This window comes from Micromonospora sp. CA-248260 (assembly GCF_050942205.1).
GTDB lineage: Bacteria > Actinomycetota > Actinomycetes > Mycobacteriales > Micromonosporaceae > Micromonospora > Micromonospora antibiotica.
In genome coordinates this window covers 1798187-1817507 of sequence record NZ_CP192021.1, presented here as the reverse complement: position 1 = coordinate 1817507, position 19321 = coordinate 1798187, and the positions used below count along the sequence as shown (strand labels likewise).

General features: G+C 74.8%; 21 protein-coding genes. 9 read left to right on the top strand and 12 right to left on the bottom strand.

Translation table 11 applies throughout. The features are described from left to right. The first annotated feature begins 341 nt into the window (after positions 1-341). Entirely contained in the window at positions 342-1262 is a 921-nt protein-coding gene (locus tag ACQP2H_RS08355; protein WP_219468764.1) for a DNA-3-methyladenine glycosylase family protein, read from the top strand. Between the two features lie 114 nt (positions 1263-1376). Here the strand turns inward: ACQP2H_RS08355 and ACQP2H_RS08350 are convergent, their stop codons facing one another. From ACQP2H_RS08350 to ACQP2H_RS08340, 3 genes are all read right to left on the bottom strand, one after another. Next, positions 1377-1886 carry a DUF1990 family protein gene (locus ACQP2H_RS08350; protein WP_219468761.1) on the bottom strand — a complete coding sequence of 170 codons (510 nt, stop codon included), beginning with the start codon at positions 1884-1886 and terminating at the stop codon, positions 1377-1379. A 79-nt stretch (positions 1887-1965) separates the two neighbouring features. Beyond that, complete coding sequence (locus ACQP2H_RS08345) at positions 1966-2388, bottom strand: SRPBCC family protein (RefSeq protein WP_219468759.1); 423 nt, start codon at positions 2386-2388, stop codon at positions 1966-1968. Between the two features lie 218 nt (positions 2389-2606). Then, positions 2607-2816: a hypothetical protein gene (locus tag ACQP2H_RS08340; RefSeq protein ID WP_208569499.1), complete on the bottom strand. Its 210-nt coding sequence runs from the start codon at positions 2814-2816 to the stop codon at positions 2607-2609. A gap of 166 nt (positions 2817-2982) precedes the next feature. On the opposite strand from ACQP2H_RS08340, the gene ACQP2H_RS08335 reads away from it, so the two are divergent. Next, on the top strand, positions 2983-4065 hold the full coding sequence (locus ACQP2H_RS08335; protein WP_433233488.1) for an ATP-dependent DNA ligase: 1083 nt from the start codon (positions 2983-2985) through the stop codon (positions 4063-4065). Between the two features lie 32 nt (positions 4066-4097). After that, a complete protein-coding gene (locus tag ACQP2H_RS08330; protein ID WP_433231934.1) occupies positions 4098-5678 on the top strand; it encodes an alpha/beta hydrolase in 1581 nt (526 codons plus the stop codon). A 129-nt stretch (positions 5679-5807) separates the two neighbouring features. Here ACQP2H_RS08330 and ACQP2H_RS08325 read toward each other — a convergent pair whose 3' ends face one another. Further along, positions 5808-6302, bottom strand: a complete 495-nt coding sequence (locus ACQP2H_RS08325; RefSeq protein ID WP_219468753.1) for a potassium channel family protein — start codon at positions 6300-6302, stop codon at positions 5808-5810. Positions 6303-6423: 121 nt separating this feature from the next. Between ACQP2H_RS08325 and ACQP2H_RS08320 the strand changes: the two genes are divergently transcribed. Further along, positions 6424-6876, top strand: coding sequence for a GNAT family N-acetyltransferase (locus ACQP2H_RS08320; RefSeq protein ID WP_219468750.1), 453 nt, complete (start codon positions 6424-6426; stop codon positions 6874-6876). A 52-nt stretch (positions 6877-6928) separates the two neighbouring features. Here the strand turns inward: ACQP2H_RS08320 and ACQP2H_RS08315 are convergent, their stop codons facing one another. Genes ACQP2H_RS08315 through ACQP2H_RS08300 form a run of 4 tightly spaced genes read right to left on the bottom strand, consistent with a single transcriptional unit; the run spans position 6929 to position 14585 of the window. Next, positions 6929-7669 (bottom strand): ABC transporter ATP-binding protein, encoded by a 741-nt coding sequence (locus tag ACQP2H_RS08315; RefSeq protein WP_357537723.1) that lies wholly within the window; start codon positions 7667-7669, stop codon positions 6929-6931. Continuing rightward, entirely contained in the window at positions 7666-8664 is a 999-nt protein-coding gene (locus ACQP2H_RS08310; protein WP_208569503.1) for an ABC transporter ATP-binding protein, read from the bottom strand. Before ACQP2H_RS08310 ends, ACQP2H_RS08315 begins: the two co-directional genes overlap by 4 nt. 1 nt (position 8665) lies before the next feature. After that, positions 8666-11356 carry an FtsX-like permease family protein gene (locus ACQP2H_RS08305; protein ID WP_219468747.1) on the bottom strand — a complete coding sequence of 897 codons (2691 nt, stop codon included), beginning with the start codon at positions 11354-11356 and terminating at the stop codon, positions 8666-8668. 43 nt (positions 11357-11399) lie between these two features. Then, the gene (locus ACQP2H_RS08300; RefSeq protein WP_433231929.1) at positions 11400-14585 is read right to left on the bottom strand and encodes an FtsX-like permease family protein; all 3186 of its coding nucleotides are present in this window, start codon (positions 14583-14585) and stop codon (positions 11400-11402) included. A gap of 155 nt (positions 14586-14740) precedes the next feature. On the opposite strand from ACQP2H_RS08300, the gene ACQP2H_RS08295 reads away from it, so the two are divergent. Next, positions 14741-15034 (top strand): hypothetical protein, encoded by a 294-nt coding sequence (locus tag ACQP2H_RS08295; protein WP_433231926.1) that lies wholly within the window; start codon positions 14741-14743, stop codon positions 15032-15034. A gap of 42 nt (positions 15035-15076) precedes the next feature. Here the strand turns inward: ACQP2H_RS08295 and ACQP2H_RS08290 are convergent, their stop codons facing one another. Together ACQP2H_RS08290 and ACQP2H_RS08285 are read right to left on the bottom strand one after the other, a co-directional pair. Continuing rightward, positions 15077-15664, bottom strand: a complete 588-nt coding sequence (locus ACQP2H_RS08290; RefSeq protein WP_219468741.1) for a GNAT family N-acetyltransferase — start codon at positions 15662-15664, stop codon at positions 15077-15079. Positions 15665-15678: 14 nt separating this feature from the next. Continuing rightward, positions 15679-15867 (bottom strand): hypothetical protein, encoded by a 189-nt coding sequence (locus tag ACQP2H_RS08285; RefSeq protein WP_208569508.1) that lies wholly within the window; start codon positions 15865-15867, stop codon positions 15679-15681. A 247-nt stretch (positions 15868-16114) separates the two neighbouring features. On the opposite strand from ACQP2H_RS08285, the gene ACQP2H_RS08280 reads away from it, so the two are divergent. Then, positions 16115-16354: a hypothetical protein gene (locus tag ACQP2H_RS08280; RefSeq protein ID WP_433231923.1), complete on the top strand. Its 240-nt coding sequence runs from the start codon at positions 16115-16117 to the stop codon at positions 16352-16354. Here the strand turns inward: ACQP2H_RS08280 and ACQP2H_RS08275 are convergent. Then, a complete protein-coding gene (locus ACQP2H_RS08275; protein ID WP_219468737.1) occupies positions 16347-16502 on the bottom strand; it encodes a hypothetical protein in 156 nt (51 codons plus the stop codon). The genes ACQP2H_RS08280 and ACQP2H_RS08275 overlap by 8 nt on opposite strands. Before the next feature lie 345 nt (positions 16503-16847). Next, positions 16848-17882: a non-homologous end-joining DNA ligase gene (ligD, locus tag ACQP2H_RS08270; RefSeq protein WP_433231920.1), complete on the bottom strand. Its 1035-nt coding sequence runs from the start codon at positions 17880-17882 to the stop codon at positions 16848-16850. 47 nt (positions 17883-17929) lie between these two features. Here ligD and msrB point away from each other — a divergent pair, with 47 nt between their 5' ends. From msrB to ACQP2H_RS08255, 3 genes are all read left to right on the top strand, one after another. Next, positions 17930-18340 (top strand): peptide-methionine (R)-S-oxide reductase MsrB, encoded by a 411-nt coding sequence (msrB, locus tag ACQP2H_RS08265; RefSeq protein WP_219468733.1) that lies wholly within the window; start codon positions 17930-17932, stop codon positions 18338-18340. A gap of 104 nt (positions 18341-18444) precedes the next feature. Continuing rightward, positions 18445-18702: a Prokaryotic metallothionein gene (locus ACQP2H_RS08260; protein WP_088645482.1), complete on the top strand. Its 258-nt coding sequence runs from the start codon at positions 18445-18447 to the stop codon at positions 18700-18702. A gap of 60 nt (positions 18703-18762) precedes the next feature. Next, positions 18763-19209: a GNAT family N-acetyltransferase gene (locus ACQP2H_RS08255; RefSeq protein ID WP_357537730.1), complete on the top strand. Its 447-nt coding sequence runs from the start codon at positions 18763-18765 to the stop codon at positions 19207-19209. The last annotated feature ends 112 nt before the right edge of the window (positions 19210-19321 follow it).

Below are 19321 nucleotides of genomic sequence, written 5' to 3'. Positions count from 1 at the left end.
CCTCGACGTACCGGCAGCGTCGCACGGTCCCGGCCGCGACGCCGGCCCTCACCGGGCCGGCGTCGCGGTACCACCCGCCGGACCCTCCCCCCCCACGAACCCCCGGAGCGGACGAGGGCGGTGGACGCGCCACACGCCAGCGGGCGCGCGCCATCGAAGGTCCCCCCAACCCCGCACCCACGGCCGCTCGGGCGGCCGGTCCACTCCGGGATGGAGACACCGCCGACGCGCAGGGCGTCGGCGGTGTCGTCCATTTCCGGCCCCGGCCCCTCGCCGGGGCGGGGCCGGACGCCGGGGCGGGGCCGGGTGACCCGGCCGCCCGGGCATGGCACAGTGACGGGGTGACCTGGGACGAGCCGGCAGCACGCCGGGTGCTGCGACCGCCGGCCGACTACCGGTTCACCGCCTCCGTCCGGCCCCTCACCTTCAGCCCGTACGACCCGTGTGCGCGGATCGCCGCCGGCACCTTCTGGTGGGCCACCCGCACCCCGGCCGGTCCGGCCACCCTCGCCCTGCGCCCCGGGCAGGGGGAACTGGTCGCCGAGGGCCACGGGCCGGGTGCCGACTGGGTGGTCGAGCGGGCCGACGCGGTCGCCGGCCTGCGCGACGACCTGACCGGCTTCGCCGAGCTGGCCGCCGCCCATCCGGTGGTGGCCGAACTGGCCGCCCGGCACCGGGGGCTGCGGATGCCCGCCACCGGCCAACTCTTCCCCCGGGTGCTGCGCGCCGTCTTCGAACAGAAGGTCACCGGCACGGAGGCGTACCGGGCGTACGCGGCGACCGTACGGCACTTCGCCGAGCCCGCGCCCGGCCCGTTCCAGCCGCTGCTGCTGCCACCCGACGCGGCCACCGTGGCGGCGACGCCGTACTGGGTGTTCCACCCATTCGGCGTGGAGCAGCGCCGGGCCGACACGCTACGGCGGGCCGCCGCCCTGGCCGACCGGCTGGAACGCTGCGTCGACAGCGCCGAGGCGACCCGACGGCTCACCGCGATCCCCGGCATCGGCCCGTGGACCGCCGCCGAGGTGGTCCGGATCGGGTACGGCGACCCGGACGCGGTAAGCGTCGGCGACTACCACGTGCCGAACACGGTGGCCTGGGCGCTCGCCGGTGAGGCGCGCGGTGACGACGCCCGGATGCTCGACCTGCTCGCCCCGTTCCGGGGTCACCGGGGTCGGGTCTGCCTGCTGCTGGCCGTCGCCGGCATCCAGGCGCCCCGGTTCGGTCCCCGGATGCCGATCCGCTCCTTCGCCCGCTTCTGACCCCTCCCCACCAGCCACCGTCGCCCCGCCGGGCGGGGACCCGGTGCGCCGTGTCGCCGATGCAGGGGGCTACCGGGGCGGGTGGCTGCCGTTACCGAGGCGACCCCGGGTCGCTCATGACGTCGGCTGGTGGGAGAGCCGGCGCAGGGTGTGGGCCAGCCAACGGGCGTACCCGTGCTGGACGGCGCGACCGGCGGGCCCGGCGGCGGTCATGAACCAGCGGTCCGGCCGGCTGAACGCGGTGACCTCGAAGCTGACCCTGCCTTCAGCGTCGCAGCGGACCAGGAACGCTTCCTCCCCGCGTTCCGGATGGCCGGGCAGGGTGCCGTAGCCGAAGCCGGCCTCCCGGTCGCCCTCGGCCACCCAGACCACCTCGCACGGCCCCCACACCCGCAGTGGTCCCAGCCCGAGCCCCGGGGTGACCCGCGCCCCGGGCGCGGCCCGGGGCGCGTCGGTGCGCATCCGCACCCCGGCCGCCCGGTGCAGCCGCCAGCTCAGCACCGCCTCGGCGGCGACCAGGAAACTGCCGGGCGGCATCGGGGCGGTGTGCCGCAGGTGGTGGTAGCCCGCCGGTAGCGGCCCCCGTCGGGTCGCACCCACCTCGGGGTACGTCAACTCGGACACCGTGCCTCCCCAGGGTCATCCCCAGCCTATGGCCGATGTCGTCGACCGGCGACCCGACCGGCGGTGCCGCCCACCCGGCTCAGCCGGCCTCGCAGCGTCGCCGGAGCCCGTCGGCCTCCAACCGCAGGTAACGGCGCACCAGCCGGCCGCCGAGCCGGCCGGTGGGTCCGGCGAGGGGTCCGGTGAGCACCAGGGCCAGCTCCACCCGGACCCGACCGTCGGGCAGCGGCACGATCCGGTGCTCGCCCCGGCTGTGCACCCCCGGGGTGCTGGACTCCCAGACGAAGCAGCGGGGCGGGTCGATCTCGGTGACCCGCCAGGACGTCGGACGGAGCCAGGGCTGCTCCAGCCGGGCGGTGGCCCCGAGGACCAACGGTCCGGCCTCACCCCGGCGGGCGGTCCGCACCGATTCGGTCCACTCGGGCCAGCGGTCGATGTCGCTCTGCACCGCCCAGACCGTGTCGATGTCCGCGTCGATCTCGGTCGCCGTCTCGAACCGCATGCCGCCTCCGTGGCTCCACCGGCGGCACCCGCGTGCCGCCCGGTTCCCCGACGAGCCTGCCGCAGCGATCGTGACCGGGCCACCCTCCGGTCGCCCTCCCGACCGTGCGACCTCCCGACCGTGCGCCCGCCGGGACGCGGCCCGGCCGGACGCGGGGATCGGACGTAGCCTCGACCGGACGGGGCCTCGGCCGGGTCGGGCCTCGACCGGTGCGCGGGTCAGCCGGCCTCGCGCAGGTCGGCCAGGTCCAGCGGGGTGTGCCGGTGGAGCAGCTCGGTCAGTTCGGCGACGGTGCCCGCCTCGCCGAGCACGTTCCTGCCGCCGCCGAAGCGGGCCGGATAGCGGTGCACCAGGCGGTAGCGGTGCCGGCCCCGCACCAGCTCGACGCTGACCTGCCAGCGCCCACAGCAACCACACCGCCACTCCACCCCGCGACGGTAGCTCCGAGCTGCGCAGACGAATCCGCCCCCGAGGGACGGCCGGTACCCACGGGGACACGCCGGACCGGGACCGACGGTGATCTGCCTCACCACTGTCGGTGGCGTCTGGTTGACTGTCGCCGTGGACCTGCCGATCAACCCGCCGGTCGAGCCGATGCTGGCCAAGAGCGTGGCCCGCCTGCCCACCGATCCCGGCCTGACCTACGAGCCCAAGTGGGACGGCTTCCGCTGCATCGTGTTCCGCGACGGCGACGAGGTCGAGCTGGCCAGCCGGGGCGGCAAGTCGATGACCCGCTACTTCCCCGAGGTGGTCGCGCAGGTGCTGGCGCAGCTGCCCGAGCGGTGCGCGGTCGACGGCGAGCTGATCGTGATCCGGCGCGACGGTCCGGGCGGCCAGCCCCGGCTCGACTTCGAGCAGCTCGCCCAGCGGATCCACCCGGCCGCCTCCCGGGTCGCCCTGCTCGCCGAGACGACCCCGGCCGACTTCGTCGCCTTCGACCTGCTCGCCCTCGACGACGAGCTGCTGGTCGACCAGCCCTACCCGACCCGGCGGGAGCGTCTGGTGCGGGCGCTGGCCGGGGTCCGGCCGCCGGTGCACGTCACCCAGGTCACCACCGATCCGGAGACCGCCCGGCGCTGGTTCGAGGTGTTCGAGGGTGCCGGGCTGGACGGGTTGATCGTCAAGCCGGCCGACCTGACCTACCAGCCGGGCAAGCGGCTGATGGCCAAGGTCAAACATGCCCGGACGGCCGACGTGGTGGTCGCCGGGTTCCGCTGGCACAAGTCCGGGCCGGTGGTCGGCTCGTTGCTGCTGGGCCTCTACGACGACGCCGGGGTGCTGCACCACGTCGGGGTGAGCGCCTCGTTCACCATGGCCCGCCGGCAGGAGCTGCTCGACGAGCTGGCCCCCTACCGGGAGGGCGACGCGGAGCACCCGTGGGTGCACGGCGACCACGAGCGCGGCCAGCGGATCCCCGGCGGGGTCAGCCGCTGGACGGGCGGCAAGAACCTCGACTGGGTGCCGCTGCGCCCCGCGCTGGTGATGGAGGTCGGCTACGACGCGATGGAGGGCGACCGGTTCCGGCACACCGCCCGGTTCGTCCGCTGGCGGCCCGACCGCGATCCCCGGTCCTGCCGCTACGACCAGCTCGACCGCCCGGTGCGCTTCGACGTCGACCAGGTGCTCCGGGGCGATCCGGCGGCGACCGTGCCGCCGGACGCCGGCACCCGGGCGTAGCCTGACTGCTACCCGATCATGGAGGTTCGCCGGTGACCAGCACCGCCCGCCGCAACCGCCGGTTCCGGCTCGCCCTGGCCGGGTTCGTCGCGGGCGCGTTGCTCGTCACCGGGTGCACCCTGCCGGCGTTCGCCCCGCGGACGGAGGACTCGTCGGCGGCGGCACCGGGCGACACGCCCGCCTGGCGGGCCTGCCCGGAGGTGGCCGACGAGCTGGTGGGCCGGGGTGCCCCGGGCATGCGCTACGAGTGCGCCCGGATCGCGGTGCCCCGCAACTGGGGTGCCGGGACGGGAGCGACCACCGGACCGGGCAGCGGCGAGACCTTCGAGATCGCGCTGCTGCGGGCCCGGTCCTCGAAACAACGGGACCGGATCGGTTCCCTGGTGATCAACCCGGGTGGGCCGGGCGGTTCCGGCGTGGACACCGCCGTCTACCTGTCCTTCGGGCCGTCCTTCGGGGGGCTGCCCGCCGCGGTCACCGACCGGTTCGACATCGTCGGCTTCGACCCGCGCGGGGTGTCCCGGTCCAGCCCGGTCAAGTGCATCTCCGACGCCGACCTGGACGCCAGCTTCGGCTACGACCCCGACCCACGCAGCCAACAGTCGTTCGACGCCTACCAGGCGCTCAACCGGCGGATCGGCCAGGGCTGCGGCAACCGGTACGGCGACCAGCTCCCCCTCTACGGCACCGAGCAGGCCGCCCGGGACATGGACGCGGTGCGGGCCGCCGTCGGCGACGACAAGCTCACCTACCTCGGCTACTCCTACGGCACCCTGCTCGGCGCGACCTACGCCCAGCTCTACCCGCAGCGGGTCCGGGCGCTGGTGCTCGACGGTGCGGTCGACCCCCGACAGCAGTTGGTGGCCGGGTCGGAGAGCCAGGCCCGGGGCTTCGAGCGGGCATTCGACAACTTCGACCGGTGGTGCGCGGCGAATGCCGGCCGCTGCCCGATCGCCCCGGACGCCCGGGCTGCGGTGACCTCGGCGATCGACAAGGCGAAGGTCTCCCCGGTACGCGGTGCCGACGGGCGGGAGGCCACCTCCGGGTGGGTCTTCTACGCGGTGATCTCCTCGCTCTACACCGAGTCGGGTTGGGAGGAGTTGGCCCGCGCGATCGACCGGCTCGACGAGGGCGACCCGACCGACGTGTTCAAGCTCGCCGACGCGTACGCCGGGCGGGGCGAGGACGGGCACTACTCCAACCTCTTCGACGCCAACCTCGCGGTCAACTGCGCCGACGAGACCGAGAAGCCCAGCGTGGCGCAGATCCGCCAGTTGCAGTCGCAGTGGCGGCAGCAGTACCCGCTGTTCGGGCCGGCCCTGGCGGTGGGGATGTTCGGTTGCGTCGAGTGGCCGGGCGGGCGGGACCCGTACCCGACCGGCCCGGCCGACGGGGCGCCACCGATCGTGGTGGTGGGCACCACCGGTGACCCGGCCACGCCGTACGAGCAGACGGCCCGGCTGGCCGCGATGCTGGGGGTCGGCCGGGTGCTCACCTGGGAGGGCGAGGGGCACACCGCCTACCCGCAGACCGCCTGCATCACCGAGGCGGTGGACGCCTACCTGATCTCGCTCACCGTCCCCCGGGAGGGGTTGCGCTGCCCCGCCCGCTGACCCGGCGACGCCGCCACCGGGCGACGGACACTCCCGCCGGGCGATCGACGCTCCCGCCGGGCGAGACGGTCACCGACCCACCACGTCACGGTCGCTGCTCCGACCGGGTTTCGGGGTCGCTGCCGGTGGTCAGCGGCGGTTGCGGCGTCCGCGCAGCCGCTGCCTGACCAGGGTCGCGTGGTCCGGTGGGGCCGGCGGCGGTGGCAGCTCCGGCAGCTCGATGCCCTGCCGGGCGGCCAACTCCTCCAGCAGCGCCCGCATCCGGCGCACGTCGTTCTTCAGCTCCTCCTGCTCGACGTGCTCGAAGGCGTCGTCGTCGACGATGAGCCGGCTGGCGAAGTGCGCGGTGATCAGGGGAATGACCAGCAGCACCATGGTGGAGATCAGCAGCGCGGCCAGGACGCGTCCCTGCCAGCTGGTCGGGGAGATGTCGCCGTAGCCGACGGTGGAGGCGGTGACCACCGCCCACCACACGGCGTCGGCGGCGCTGCGGTGCTCCACCTGGCCGTAGATCACCCCGGCCACCACGATCATCAGCAGGTACGACGTGATCAGCGTCCGGGGCGAGTTGGCGAAGTACACCAGGCCTCGGTAGACCCACCGGAACGGCAACAACAGCTTCATGCCGCACCATGCTGCCTCCCGGACGCCACCGCCGCCCGCCGGGCGTCCGACGACCGACCGCAGGCCGGGACACCCACCTGTGCCCGGCGACCGGGCGGGGTGCTGTGACAGGCTGCCGGTCATGACCGACGTGATCCTCCGCGAGGCGGTCCGGGACGACCTGCCCGCCATCCTGGCCCTGCTCGCCGACGACGTGCTCGGCCGGACACGCGAGCACACCGGGGTGGACGAGGCGTACGAGCGGGCGTTCGCCGCCATCACCGCCGACCCACGCAACCAGCAGCTGGTGGCCGAACGCGCCGGGGAGGTCGTCGGCTGCTTCCAGCTCACCTACATTCCGGGGCTGGGCCGGCACGGCGCGGAACGGGCGCTCGTGGAGGCGGTCCGGGTCCGCTCCGACCTGCGCGGGCACGGGGTGGGCCAGGCGATGATGACCTGGGCGATCGACGAGGCTCGACGGCGGGGCTGCGGGTTGGTGCAGCTCACCACCGACAAGTCCCGCACCGACGCGCACCGCTTCTATCAGCGCCTCGGCTTCGTCGCCAGCCACGAGGGCATGAAACTCCCCCTCTGACCGTGAGGATGTGGGAGCGGGTCACCCGGCGGCCTGACCCACCCTCTGCCGGTCAGTCGTCGACCAGGCGGCCGTCGCGCAGGGTCAGCGCCCGGTCGGCCACCTCGATCAGAGCCGGGTCGTGGGTGGCGACCAGGGCGGTCATCCCCCGCGCGTGCACCACCGCGCGGAGCAGGTCCATGATCGCCCGGCCGGTCTCGGAGTCGAGCTGACCGGTCGGCTCGTCGGCGATCAGCAGGTCGGGTTCGTTGGCCAGGGCGCGGGCCACGGCGACCCGCTGCTGCTGCCCACCGGACAGCTCGTACGGGCGCTGACCGGCGTGGCCACCCAGGCCGACCAGTTCCAGCAGCACCGCCACCCGCTGCTCACGCTCCGCCGCCGGGACCCGGGCCAGCCGCAGCGGCACCCCGACGTTCTCCGCCGCCGACAGGATCGGCACCAGCCCGAAGGTCTGGAACACGAACCCGACCGTGCCCCGGCGCAGCCGCAGCAGCTCGGCCTCGCCGGCACCGGTGACGTCGTGCCCGGCCACCCGGACCCGGCCGGTGTCCGGTCGGTCCAGCCCGCCGACCAGGTTCAGCAGGGTGGTCTTGCCGGCGCCGGAGCGGCCCCGCACCGCCACCAGCTCACCCCGGGCGGCGGTGAAGGAGACCTCACGGACGGCGTGCACGGCGTGCCGTCCCCGGCCGAACGTCCGGCTCACCCCCTCGACCCGGACCACCTCGTCGGTGACCGCGTCGGCGGCCCGGACGACCGTCGTGTCGGCCCGGACGGCGGGAACCTGCTCGCTCATGCGTCACTCCCGTTCTGGTCCGGCGTCTGGTCGCCGGGGCGGACCTGCACGTGGTCGGGGGCGAGATCGAGGCGGACCCGGTCCCGCAACGCCAGGGCCGCCACGAAGGGCGCCGGGAGCTGCATCCGGCCGGTCCGGTCCAGCACCGCGTACTCCTCGCTGACCAGTTCGGTGCTGCCGTCGGCGCCGATCCGCGCGGTCCGGCGTACCTCGGAGGCGGTCCGGCCGTCGCGGATCGCGACGGTGCGGCGGACCTGGTCGGCGACGGCGTGGTCGTGGGTGACCACCACCACGGTCACCCCCAGTTCGGCGTTGATGGTGCGCAGCGCCGCGAAGACCTCCGCGCCGGTCGCCTCGTCCAGCTCGCCGGTCGGTTCGTCGGCGAAGAGCACCTCCGGGTCGTTGGCGACCGCCACCGCGACCGCGCAGCGCTGCTGCTCGCCGCCGCTGAGCTGCCCGGGACGCCGGTCCGCGCAGTAGCCCACCCCGACCAGGTCCAGCAGCTCGTCGGCCCGTCGTCGGCGGGCCCGGCCGCCACCACCGCGCCGGGCCAGCCGCATCGGCAGCTCCACGTTCTCCCGGGCGGTCAGGTACGGCAGCAGGTTGCGGCCGGTCTGCTGCCAGACGAACCCGACGGTGTGCCGCCGGTAGCGCAACCGGCGGCGGGCCGACAGCGCCAGCAGGTCGTAGTCGGCCACCCGGGCGATCCCCGCCGTCGGCGTGTCCAGCCCGGAGAGGATGTTGAGCAGGGTCGACTTGCCCGAGCCGGAGGCCCCGACGATCGCCACCAGCTCACCCCGGTCGATCACCAGGTCGAGCCCCTGGAGGGCGACCACCTCGACCCCTTCGGTCTTGAAGATCCGGACCAGGCCGTCGCAGACGATGTGCCCGCGCAGCCGGTCCTGCCCGCCGGCCCGTTCGGCCGCCCGCTGCGCCGCCCGGCGTTGCAGGTCCGCCAGGTCGGGTACGACGGGGTTCTGGGCGGTCGTGGTCATCTCAGCTCTCCTCTCCGAGCCGGAGCACCTCGCCGAGGCGCATCCGACGGTTGTTCAAAGCCTCCACCGCCATGGCGAAGCCCAGCGCGACCGCGCCGAGCCCGACCGTGGCGGCGACCAGACCGGGCGCGAAACCCACCCGTACCGGTGTGCCGTTGGTGAACGCGGCGAGCCCGAGCAGCGGGGTGAGCAGCACCGGCAGCAGCACCCCGACCAGCGCTCCGGTCAGCACCGCCACCCCCACCAGCGGGGCCAGCTCCACCAGCAGCAGCCCCCGCCACTGCCGGCGGGACAGCCCCAGGGTGCGCAGCCGGGACAGCACCTCACCCCGGGCGCGGGCCCCGGCGAGGACGGTGAAGGCGACGGCGAGCAGGGCCAGCACCCCACCGGCCACCGCCCCGGCGACGAACCCGAACGCCAGCAGCCCGTTCGCGCCACCGCCGCCCAGCCGCAGCCGGGTCTGCGACCAGGTCTGCACCACCACGCCCCGGGGTCGTTCCCGGCCGGTCACCGCGCCGCCGGTCTGGTAGCGCTGCTGTCCCTCGTCCCCGACCTGCCGCAGCACCCCGGCGTCGAGCCGGTCACCGGCGACCAGGAACGCGGTGGGAACGGGCGGGCTGTCCCGCGGGGGCAGCGCCTGCCAGGGCAGCACCACGTACCGGCTGGTGTTGGGTCGGGCCAGCGGGAAGTCGACGACGGTGTCGACGGGCGTGAACTCGTACCGCTGGCCCTGCACGGTGATGAAGGCGGACCGCAGCCCGGCGTCGGCCAGGTCGGCGGCGACCGCCGGGGAGACCACCGCCGGCAGCGGTCCGCCGCCCGGCCGGGCGTCGCGCAGCGGGCCGGGCACCCGGACGTCCCGGCCGGCGGCCCGTGCCGTGCGAGCCAGCCCGGGGCCGTCGACCAGCAGCACGCTGGTGTCGCGCAGCCGGGCGTCGGTGCCGTCGGCGTCGGTCGCCAGGCGTTGCGCCGACTCGTCGGCCAGCGCGGTGGCGGCCCGCACCCCGGCCAGGCGTTCCAGTGCCGGGCCGGTGTCCGGGGCGAGCCGGTCGCCTCGGATCAGCGCGTCCGCCGGCACCGCCCGGGTGGCGACGTCGTCGCGGGTGTCCTCGATGCCGGTGGCGATCACCGCGCAGAAGGCGGCGGTGGCGACCGCGAGCACCACCACGACCAGCGGGGTGGCCGCCGCCGCCCGGCCGGCGCGGGCCGTGCCCAGGAAGGCGACACTTCCCCGGGTACGCGCGGCGAGCCGCCCGGCCAGCCGCACCGGCCACGGGTAGAGCCGCAGCGCCAGCACCGACGCGGCGACCGCGACCAGCGCCGGCACCGACACCAGCAGCGGGTCCACCGTGCCGGGGGTGAGCCCGCGCCGCCGCAGCAGCACCACCGCCACCCCGGCCAGCAGCACCAGGGCGGCCTCGGTGGTGGCCCGCCGCGCGGACGGCCGTAGCCGGCCCAGGTCCCGCCGCCCGACCACCCCGGACGGTACGGCCAGCGTCGCCACCGGCAGGGCCAGGGTGACCAGGGCGGTCGCGCCGACGGCGAGCGGGCCGGTGTCGCCGGGCGCACCGGGCAGCAGGCCGCCGAGCAGCCAGCCCAATCCGGCGGCCGGCGGTACGACCAGCAGCGACTCGGCGAGGCTGCGCCGCACGCCGGTGGTGACCCCGCCACCCCGGGCCCGGATCAGCGCGAACTCGGTGCGGCGTCGGCGCACGGTCGACGCGGCGGCCAGCACCACCAGCCCGGCGAGTGTCGCCAACACCCCGGCGGCGATGACGGCGAGCAGGGTACGGGCCGAGGTGACCGCCCGCCCGAACTCGCGCAGCGGGACGTCGACCCCCTGGGTCAGCTCCTTGCCGGTGCCGGTGCTGGCCCGCACCAGCCGCTGCACCCCGTCGACGAGGTGGTCGATGCGCCGGACGTCCATGCCGTCGGCGCCGAGCCGGTACCGCCAGGTGAACGACACCGGATGGTCCTCGACGGCCAGCCGGTCCAGCGCGGCGACGGAGACCAGCCCGACCAGGATGAACGGTTGGCCGTCCCCCTCCGGCTCGGCCACCTCCAGCACCGAGGGCAGGGTGTCCCAGTTGCCGTCGGCGGGGTCGACGGGCCGGAACAACCCGACCACGGTCAGCGGGGTCGGCGGGTGTTCCTCGTCGGGCGGGGCGAGGGTGAGCCGGCTGCCGACCCGTAGCCCGAACCGGCCGGCGATGTCGGCGGCCAGGGCCACCTGCACCGGGGCGTCGGCGGCGGCCGTCCCGTCCGGCCAGCGTCCCTCGACCAGGGTGCCCGCCGTCTCGACCCCGGGCATGGCCCGCAGGCCGAGGTGCACCAGGTAGTTGCCCCGGGCCAGGTCGGGGCCGGTGACCCGGTCCTCGGGGGTCTGCGCGGCATACCACCGCTGCGCCACGGCGGCCCGTACGTCGGCGGGCATCCGCTGCTGGAGCGTGTCCAGCTCGACCGCCTGGCTGCTCACCGACGGGGCGTCGACGCCGGGGCGGGTGGCGTACGTCAGGTCGCGGCGGGCGGCGGGCTCAGCGGCGAGGTGTTCCCGCAGGCCCTGGTCGGCCAGCCGGTTGACCACCCGGGGCACCCCGCCGACGAGCAGGGCGATCACCAGGGTCAGCGCGGCCAGCAGCAGGAACTGCCCGCTGTGGGCGCGCACCCGACGGATCACGGCACCGATGTTCATCGCTGGTCCTCCCCCTGGTGCGACGGTCCGGTCGTCGACGCCCTCACCGGTCTCCCCCGGTGTGCAGCCGGGCGATGGCGACCCGCCGCCGCAGCCCGGCGGCCATCGCCGCGCTGCCGGCCAGCGCGGCCAGCAGCAACCCCGCCACGGTCCACCCGATCGGGGTCCAGGCCAGGGCGAACACCGGTGCGGGCACCGGACGCCCGGCGGCCGGGGTGAGCACCACCAGCGGCGCCATGGTGGCCCCGACCACCGCGCCGAGCAGCAGCCCGACACCGACGCCGATCCCGGCCAGGAAGGTCTGCTCGGCGAGCAGCGCCTGGGCCAGCAGCCGGGGCGACGCGCCGAGGGTGTGCAGCACCGCGAACTCACCGGTCCGGTGTCGGGCGGTGGCCCAGACGTCCACCACCAGACCGACGAGGGCGAGCAGCACCGAACCGAGGGCGGCGGCCAGCAACCCCGTCCGGGCACCCTGCCAGTACGGGTCGTCGGCGGCCACGGCGGCGGCCTGCCGGCGGTCCAGCAGCGTCGTCCCGGGCAGGGCGGCGGCGGCCCGGGTCGCCTCGGCGTGCGCGGCGGGGTCGACCCGTAACCACCACTCGGGCACCGTCCGGACGGTCCCGGAGTTGCGGATCAGCCAGTCGGTGGCCGCCGGCAGGTCGAGCAGCACCCCGTCACCGGCGGTGGCGGGCAGCGCGGTCACCTCCCCGACCAGGCGCACCGGCAGGGAGACCCCGGACAGTGTCAGCACGACCGTCTCCCCGGGCCGGACGTTGAGCGCGGCCCGCACGGCGGGGGTCATCAGCGCCGGTGCGGGGGTGTCCGGGCCGTCCGGCACCACCGTGAAGCGGGACGACGGCTGGTAGGCGTACCGGCCGCCGTCGAGGAACCCGACGGGGTGGGTGGCGGTCAGCCCGGCGTCGACGACCCTGGCGCTGCTCTGCCCGGTGGGCTCTGCGGCGGCCACCCGCCACCGGCCGGTGAGGGCGACGGCGGTCGACCGGGCGTCCGGGCCGACGGTACGCAGGTCACGCACCTGGAGCGCGTATTCGGTGCCGGCCACGTCCCCGCCGTCGGCCTCGAATCCGGCCAGTCGTAGCCCGTCCACGGCCGGCAGGGTGACGCGGAACCCGACGGCCTGCCCGTCGCTGCCGGTGCGCGCCACGGGCAGCCGGTACGCCACCCCGTCGGCCCGGGTGAGCAGCACCGACACGGCGATCCGGTGCGGAACGACGGCTTGGTCGACGGGGGTCTGGACGGTGCCGGTGAGGCTGCGGGCGTCGGCCGGCAGCGGCACCCCGAGGGCCGGTCCCCGGGCGGCGGTCAGCGGTGCGAACAGCTCCCGCGCGGGCCGGTCGGCGAGTCGGTCGCTGAACTTGCCCACCTCGGCGGCGTGTGTGGTGTCCAGGCCCAGCACGGTGGCCTGCCGGTCGTCGCGGCCGACCCGGATGTCGTCCCGCCAGACCGGCAACGCCCGGTCGACCCCGGGCAGGGCGGCGAGCGTCGCGACCCGGTCGACGGGCGCGACCCCGCTCCGCTCGACCAGCCGCAGGTCCGCGCCGACGGTGTGGTCGGCCTGGTCGACCTGGGACCGTTCCCCGGTGGCGACCAGCGACCAGGCCAGGGTGCTGCCGCCGACGGCGAGGGCGAGCAGCAGCACCGGTCCGGCGTGCGGACGCCGGCCGGCCTGCCACATGCCGAAGATGGTCGCGGTCCACAGCCGCCGGTCGACGAACCGTTCGGCGAACCGGGTGGCCGGGGGGAGCAGCCGCAACGCCACCACCGCACCGGCCAGCACCCCCAGGGTCGGCGCGGCCACCAGCAGCGGGTCGACCCCGAGGTCGTTGCCCGCGCCGGCCAGGGGTGAGGAGTAGCGGCGCAGCTGCACCCAGGCCAGCACGGCGAAGGCCACCAGGGCCAGGTCGAGCCCGGCCCGGCTGACCGTGGCGACCCGGTCGGGGCGGGACCGGGCGGCCAGGTCGGCCACGTAGGTGCCCGCGCCCCGCAGGGTGGGGGCGACCATGGCGACGAGACAACCGACGGCGGTGGCGACGGCCGCCACCCACACCCACCGGCCGCCGCCGACGGCGCCGCCCAGGTCGACCGGGCCGTCGGCGGCGACCCGGCGCAGCACCCCACCGGCGAGCAGCGGCCCGAGCAGGGCCGCCGGGACGACCACCAGGGTCGCCTCCCGGGCGGCCAGGCCGGCGAGCTGCCGGCGGGCCGCGCCCCGGGCCCGTAGCAGGGCGGTCTGCGCCCGGCGGTCCTCGTTCAGCAGGGCGGCGATCAGCACCAGCGCGTACCCGCCGAGGACCACGATCAGCAGCAGGGGGGTGGCCAGCGCGGAGCGACCGGCCAGGTCGGCCCGGCTGATCCGGTCGATCAGCCGGTCGAGGGTGGTGACCGCCTGTGCCGACGAGCCGAGCCCGGCCGCCTCGGGCACCTCCGTCGCGGCGGTGGCGACGGCCCGACGCAGCGCCGGCAACCGGTCCGCCCCGACGGCGGCCAGGTCGGGCGCGACCACCCAGGATGCGGAGACCGAGCCCGGGAAGGTGGCGGCGAAGTCGGCCGGGTCGAGCACGAACGGCCCGTGCGTGGCGTCGGCGTCCGGGTCGACGCCGAGCCCGGGGGCGAGCCGCCAGTACGGGTCGGCCGGGTCGCGCGGTCGCCAGGTCCCGGAGAGCACCACCTCGGTACGCCGGTCGGCGCTGCGGTCGCGCATCGGCACCCGGTCGCCGGTCCGCAGTCCCAGCGCACCGGCGACCTTCTCCGGCAGGGTGGCCTGGAGCGGGCCGGCCCCGGGGGTGGGCCAGCCGCCGTCGACGAGGTCGGCGTGGTCGACCAGGTCGTCCAGGGTGGCCAGGCTGGCGAAGACCGGTTCCTTGCCGGTACGGGTGCCCGGCCCGAGGTCGCCGGTGAGTTCCCGCCCCGTGCCGTAGCGGGCGGCGGCGACCCGCACCGGGACGTCCCCGAGGGCGGTCCGGAAGCCGTCCCGCACGGCCCGGTCCCGGCTGGTGAACTCGGTGTGGTCGCGCCCGCCGGAGCCGCTGACCAGCAGGCTGCGTTCCTCGACGGGGGCGGCGGCGATCAGCGCGCGTTGACCGGCGTCGACGGCCCGCCGGTTGTAGTCGGCCAGCCCGGTGACCAGTGCGATCGCGACCAGTGCGGCGGCCACCGCCGCGAGCAGCAGCCCCCGCGCCTCGCGGGCCCGCCTCCACACCAGCTTCATCCGTTGCCTCCCCGGGGGCCCGGGGTCGGGCCGACGGAGAGCAAGAGTGGCGACCCGGCGGTAAAGGTTCGCACCCGTTACTTGATCGTTACTCCGGTCACCGTGCGGCCGGGCCGGGGTTGGCCGTTCGGCGTCGATCTGGTGGGATCGGCGGCATGGAAATCGCCCTCATCCTGTCGAGCACCGCCCTCGTGCTGGCGCTGCTGTTGCAGCTCCCCCGCCGGGACGCCCGGGGCGACGGCTCGTTTCGACTGGTGGAGATCGAGCGTCGCCAGCGGCTGATCATGGAGCATCTGGGCATCGTGGACCGGGGCCCGGCTCTGCCCGGGGTGCGGGAGCACCTGGCCCGGGGCGAGAAGATCAAGGCGATCAAGGCTTACCGGGAGGCGACCGGGACGGACCTGCGCACCGCCAAGGAGGCGGTCGAGGCGATCGCCGCCGGACGCTGAACCGACTGGGCCCGGCCGGGACGCCTCCCGACCCGGCCAGGGTCAGCCCTGGACCGGCGTCCGCCGGGCCGGTCGGTACATGGAGCAGACCAGGGGGCCGCCCTCGATCGTGGTGCGCGCCGTGACCGTGAAGCCGAGACGTTCGTAGCGGCGGACGTTGCGCTCGTCGGAGGTTTCCAGCGCGATGCCGTTCGGGTCGCCGGACTCGTCGATGAGGGTCACCCCCGCGGCGGCGACGGCGGAGCCGAGACCGATGCCGCGCCGCTCCGGGTGGACGCCCAACGTCGCGAATTCCCACGCGCCGGGTGGCCGCGCCGGCAGCTCGACGGCCATGAGCGCCGCCAGCCGGTCACCGTGCAGCTCCGCGATCCGCGCCTGGAGGCCCTCCCCCGGCGCGGGCGCGTCGCCCGGCAGGAACGCGGCGACCGCCTGAGCGTCGTCAGTGACGAGGACCAGGCCGTGCGCGAGGGCGTGCCCCAGGTAGAGGGCCTGTAGCTCTTCGAGTCGACGCGGGTGGTCGTCGGCCGGGATCGACCATCGCGTCCACGGGTAGTCGTGGAAGGCGGCGGCGAGCGTACGTGCGGCGCGGGGCAGGTCGAGGGCGGTGGCCCGGCGGATGTGGCTGGTCATCGGCCCGAGCCTAGTCAGTCCTTGGTCAGCTCCGGCCGGTGCTCGCGGATCCACGCCTCGACGTCGACCTTCCGCCACACCTTGCCCATCGCCAGCACCGCCACGGGTTCCGGGAAGTTCCTCTGGTTGGCGATCACGGACGCGCGCTGCCGGGAGACGTTCCCGAGCATCGTCCTGATCTCCGACACGCCGACGAGGTCCACGGGTTGACAATGACAGCACCCACCGATCTCGACGCCGACAACTACGGAGGCTATTGACGGAGACAACGGACAGGGCCACGATAGTGGCGTGACCGAGTCGAACGTTTCGCCTGTTCATGATCGGCAGCGGCGGCCCGTGGGCGGGCATCCGCCGATGCGCCCGCTGTGGCGGTGCCGCACGTGCGCCGCACCCTGGCCGTGCCAACCCGCCCGCCTGCTCCTGACCAGGGAGTACCGGCGGGACCGGGTGGCACTGTCGATCTACATGGCCAGCCAGTTGTTCGAGGCCACCGCCGATCTGGTGCGACTCAATCCGCACCCGGCCCCGTCCCCGGCGGAACTGTTCGACCGTTTCCTCGCCTGGACGGCCCGACCGTCCACCCGGGCCGCGAACACGTCCCGGCCGGGCGACGGGCGTCGACCCGGGGCCGCGACCCCGGAACCGGCTACGGACCGCCCGGCCGACCGCCTGCCGGAAACTATCTGACGAGCAGGGTCAGTAGTCCGGTGAGGGCGACGAGGACCGCCGCCACCCCGGTGAGCACGGCCGGCAAGATCTTGAGGTATTCCAGGATCACGGAATGCCGGTGCGGCGTCCCACCGATCCGCTGCGTTCTTCTCGTCGTGGCCGCCATGGTGATTCCCCTGTCCGGTGCCCGCGTCCGGTCGGATGAATCGGAGCCGCTGACCGGCGAATCGACTGTCGCCGCCGGGCAGCAGCCGACCGGACACTCCACAGCGAGGGCATAATCCCTGTTCACACGAGTGCAGCCGACTTCCGCGCATCCTACCTTTCATATTCGACCGTAGGCGCGACGACCAGCCGAGCGCAATCATCAGTACCGGAAAGAGTGCGGAGGAATGCCATTTTCACGCGTGGGAGTGGCATGCCGCGCAACTGATTTCGGATTACCGGCGGACAGCCCGTACCCACCGTCGCCGCCGGCATTCCGATTTCCGTCGGCGGGGGTCGGCGGCTTTCACTCGGCGGTGTCGTCGGCCGGGCGCTTCGCCCGGCTCGGCTGCACCCGTTTCGGTTCGCCCGGCATCTTCGGATGGTCGGGCGGGTAGGGCAGGTCGCCCAGTCCGTGCCCGGCGTCCCGCTCGGCCCAGTCGAGCAGGGGCGTGATGTCGACCGGGTCGTCGTCGATGCCCGCGTGCGGGTCGCCCCGCTCGGCCAACCGGACCGGCACCGTTTTCAGGTCGAAGTCGTCCGGGTCGACGTCGGGCAACTCGTCCCAGGTGACCGGGGTCGAGACGGTGGCCCGCGCGTTGGCCCGCAGCGAGTACGCGCAGGCGATGGTGCGGTCCCGGGCCATCTGGTTGTAGTCGACGAAGACCCGCTGCCCGCGCTCCTCCTTCCACCAGGCGGTGGTGACGAGGTCGGGACGACGCCGTTCCAGCTCCCGGGCCAGCGCGATGGTGGCCCGGCGGACCTCGGTGAACGTCCAACGCGGGGCGATGCGCAGGTAGACGTGCAGCCCTCGACCGCCGGAGGTCTTCGGCCAGCCGGTGATGCCCAACTCGCCGAGAATGCCGCGCAGCTCGGCGGCGGCAGTGGCCGCGTCGGCGAAGTCGGTGCCGGGCTGCGGGTCGAGATCCACCCGCAGCTCGTCGGGGTGGTCGACGGCGGCGGCCCGGACCGGCCAGGGGTGGAACACCACGGTGCCCATCTGCGCGGCCCAGGCGACGTGGGCGAGGTCGGTGGGGCGCAACTCGTCGGCCCCGCGCCCGCTGGGAAAGGTGATCCCGACGGTCTGCACCCACGGCGGCACCCCCCGGGTGGGCACCCGCTTGGAGTAGAACGCCTCCCCCTCGACCCCGTCGGGGAAGCGTTGCAGGGTGGTCGGCCGGTCCCGCAGGGCGCGCATGATGCCGTCGCCCACCGCGACGTAGTAGTGGAAGACGTCGGCCTTGGTGAACCCACGCCCCGGGAAGATCACCCGATCCGGACTGCTCAGCCGGACGGTGTGCCCGGCCACCTCGACCTCGGTCGCCTTCGCGCTGCCCGCCATGGCGCGACCATATGCGATGCCCCCGACATCCGACGTACGGTTGACCGGTGAGTCCTGACGAGAAAGAGCTGCCCCGCACCGAGGACGAGTGGCGGGTCCGGTTGACCCCGGAGGAGTTCCGGGTGTTGCGCGAGGCCGGCACCGAGCGCCCCTTCACGGGCGAGTACGTCGACACCAAGACCGCAGGCGTCTACCACTGCCGGGCCTGCGGGCTGGAGTTGTTCTCCAGTGACACCAAGTTCGATTCGCACTGCGGCTGGCCGAGCTTCGACGACGCCATCCCGGGCCGGGTCAAGGAGATCCAGGACCGCAGCCTCGGCATGGTCCGCACCGAGATCCGCTGTGCCCGCTGCGACAGCCACCTGGGGCACGTCTTCCACGGCGAGGGTTTCACCCCGAAGGACACCCGGCACTGCGTGAACTCGGTCTCGATCCGGCTGGAGCCGACGCAGAGCTGACCCCGACACGCCGTCCAACCCGACCGAATTCAGGGCATTTGCCTCCTTTAGGCGTTTCCGCGAGGCACGCTTGGGGCAGATGTCCGATTCGGGGGGTACGACAGATGGCTACCTGCGAGGTCTGCGGCAACGACTACTGGATGGCGTTCGAGGTGCGTACGGTCAGCGGTGACGTGCACACCTTCGACAGCTTCGAGTGCGCGGCACACAAGCTCGCGCCGATCTGCGAGCACTGCCAGGTGAAGATCATCGGGCACGGCGTGGAGGTCGGCGGCCGGTTCTTCTGCTGCGCGCACTGCGCCCGCGCGGTGGAGGCCCTGGGCGCCGAGATCCGCGACGCGGTCGGTGCCCGCCCGGCCTGACCCGGCCCCGACGTCACGGGGCGTGCCGGGCCGGCGGGCGGGGTCGCCTAGCATCGCGGAATGGCCCCTCAGACCGTCGACGTCCACGTCGCCACGTTCGCCGAGTTGGACGCGCGCACCTTCCACGACCTGCTGCGGCTGCGCATCGACGTGTTCGTGGTGGAGCAGCGCTGCCCGTACCCGGAGCTGGACGGTCGCGACGTCGAACCCGGCACCCGGCACCTCTGGCTGGCCCACGACGGCGTCGCCCTGGCGTATCTGCGGATGCTGGTCGACCCGGGTGACGTGACGCGGATCGGTCGGGTGGTGGTGGACCCGGCGGCCCGGGGCGGCGGGCTCGCCGGCCGGCTGATGACCGAGGCCCTGCGGCTGGTCGGTGACCGGCCGTGCGTGCTGGAGGCGCAGGCCCACCTGGCGGGGTTCTACGCCGGGCACGGCTTCACGGTGACCGGACCGCAGTATGTCGAGGACGGCATCCCGCACCTGCCGATGCGCCGGGAGAGCTGACCGGCCCACCCGGGGTGCCGCCTGGTCGAGCCGTCCGAAACATTGACGGATTCCGCTTTCCTGTGCAAGCCTGCGGGATAGAGCCGTCGTGGGAGCCGCACAGCAGGCATGG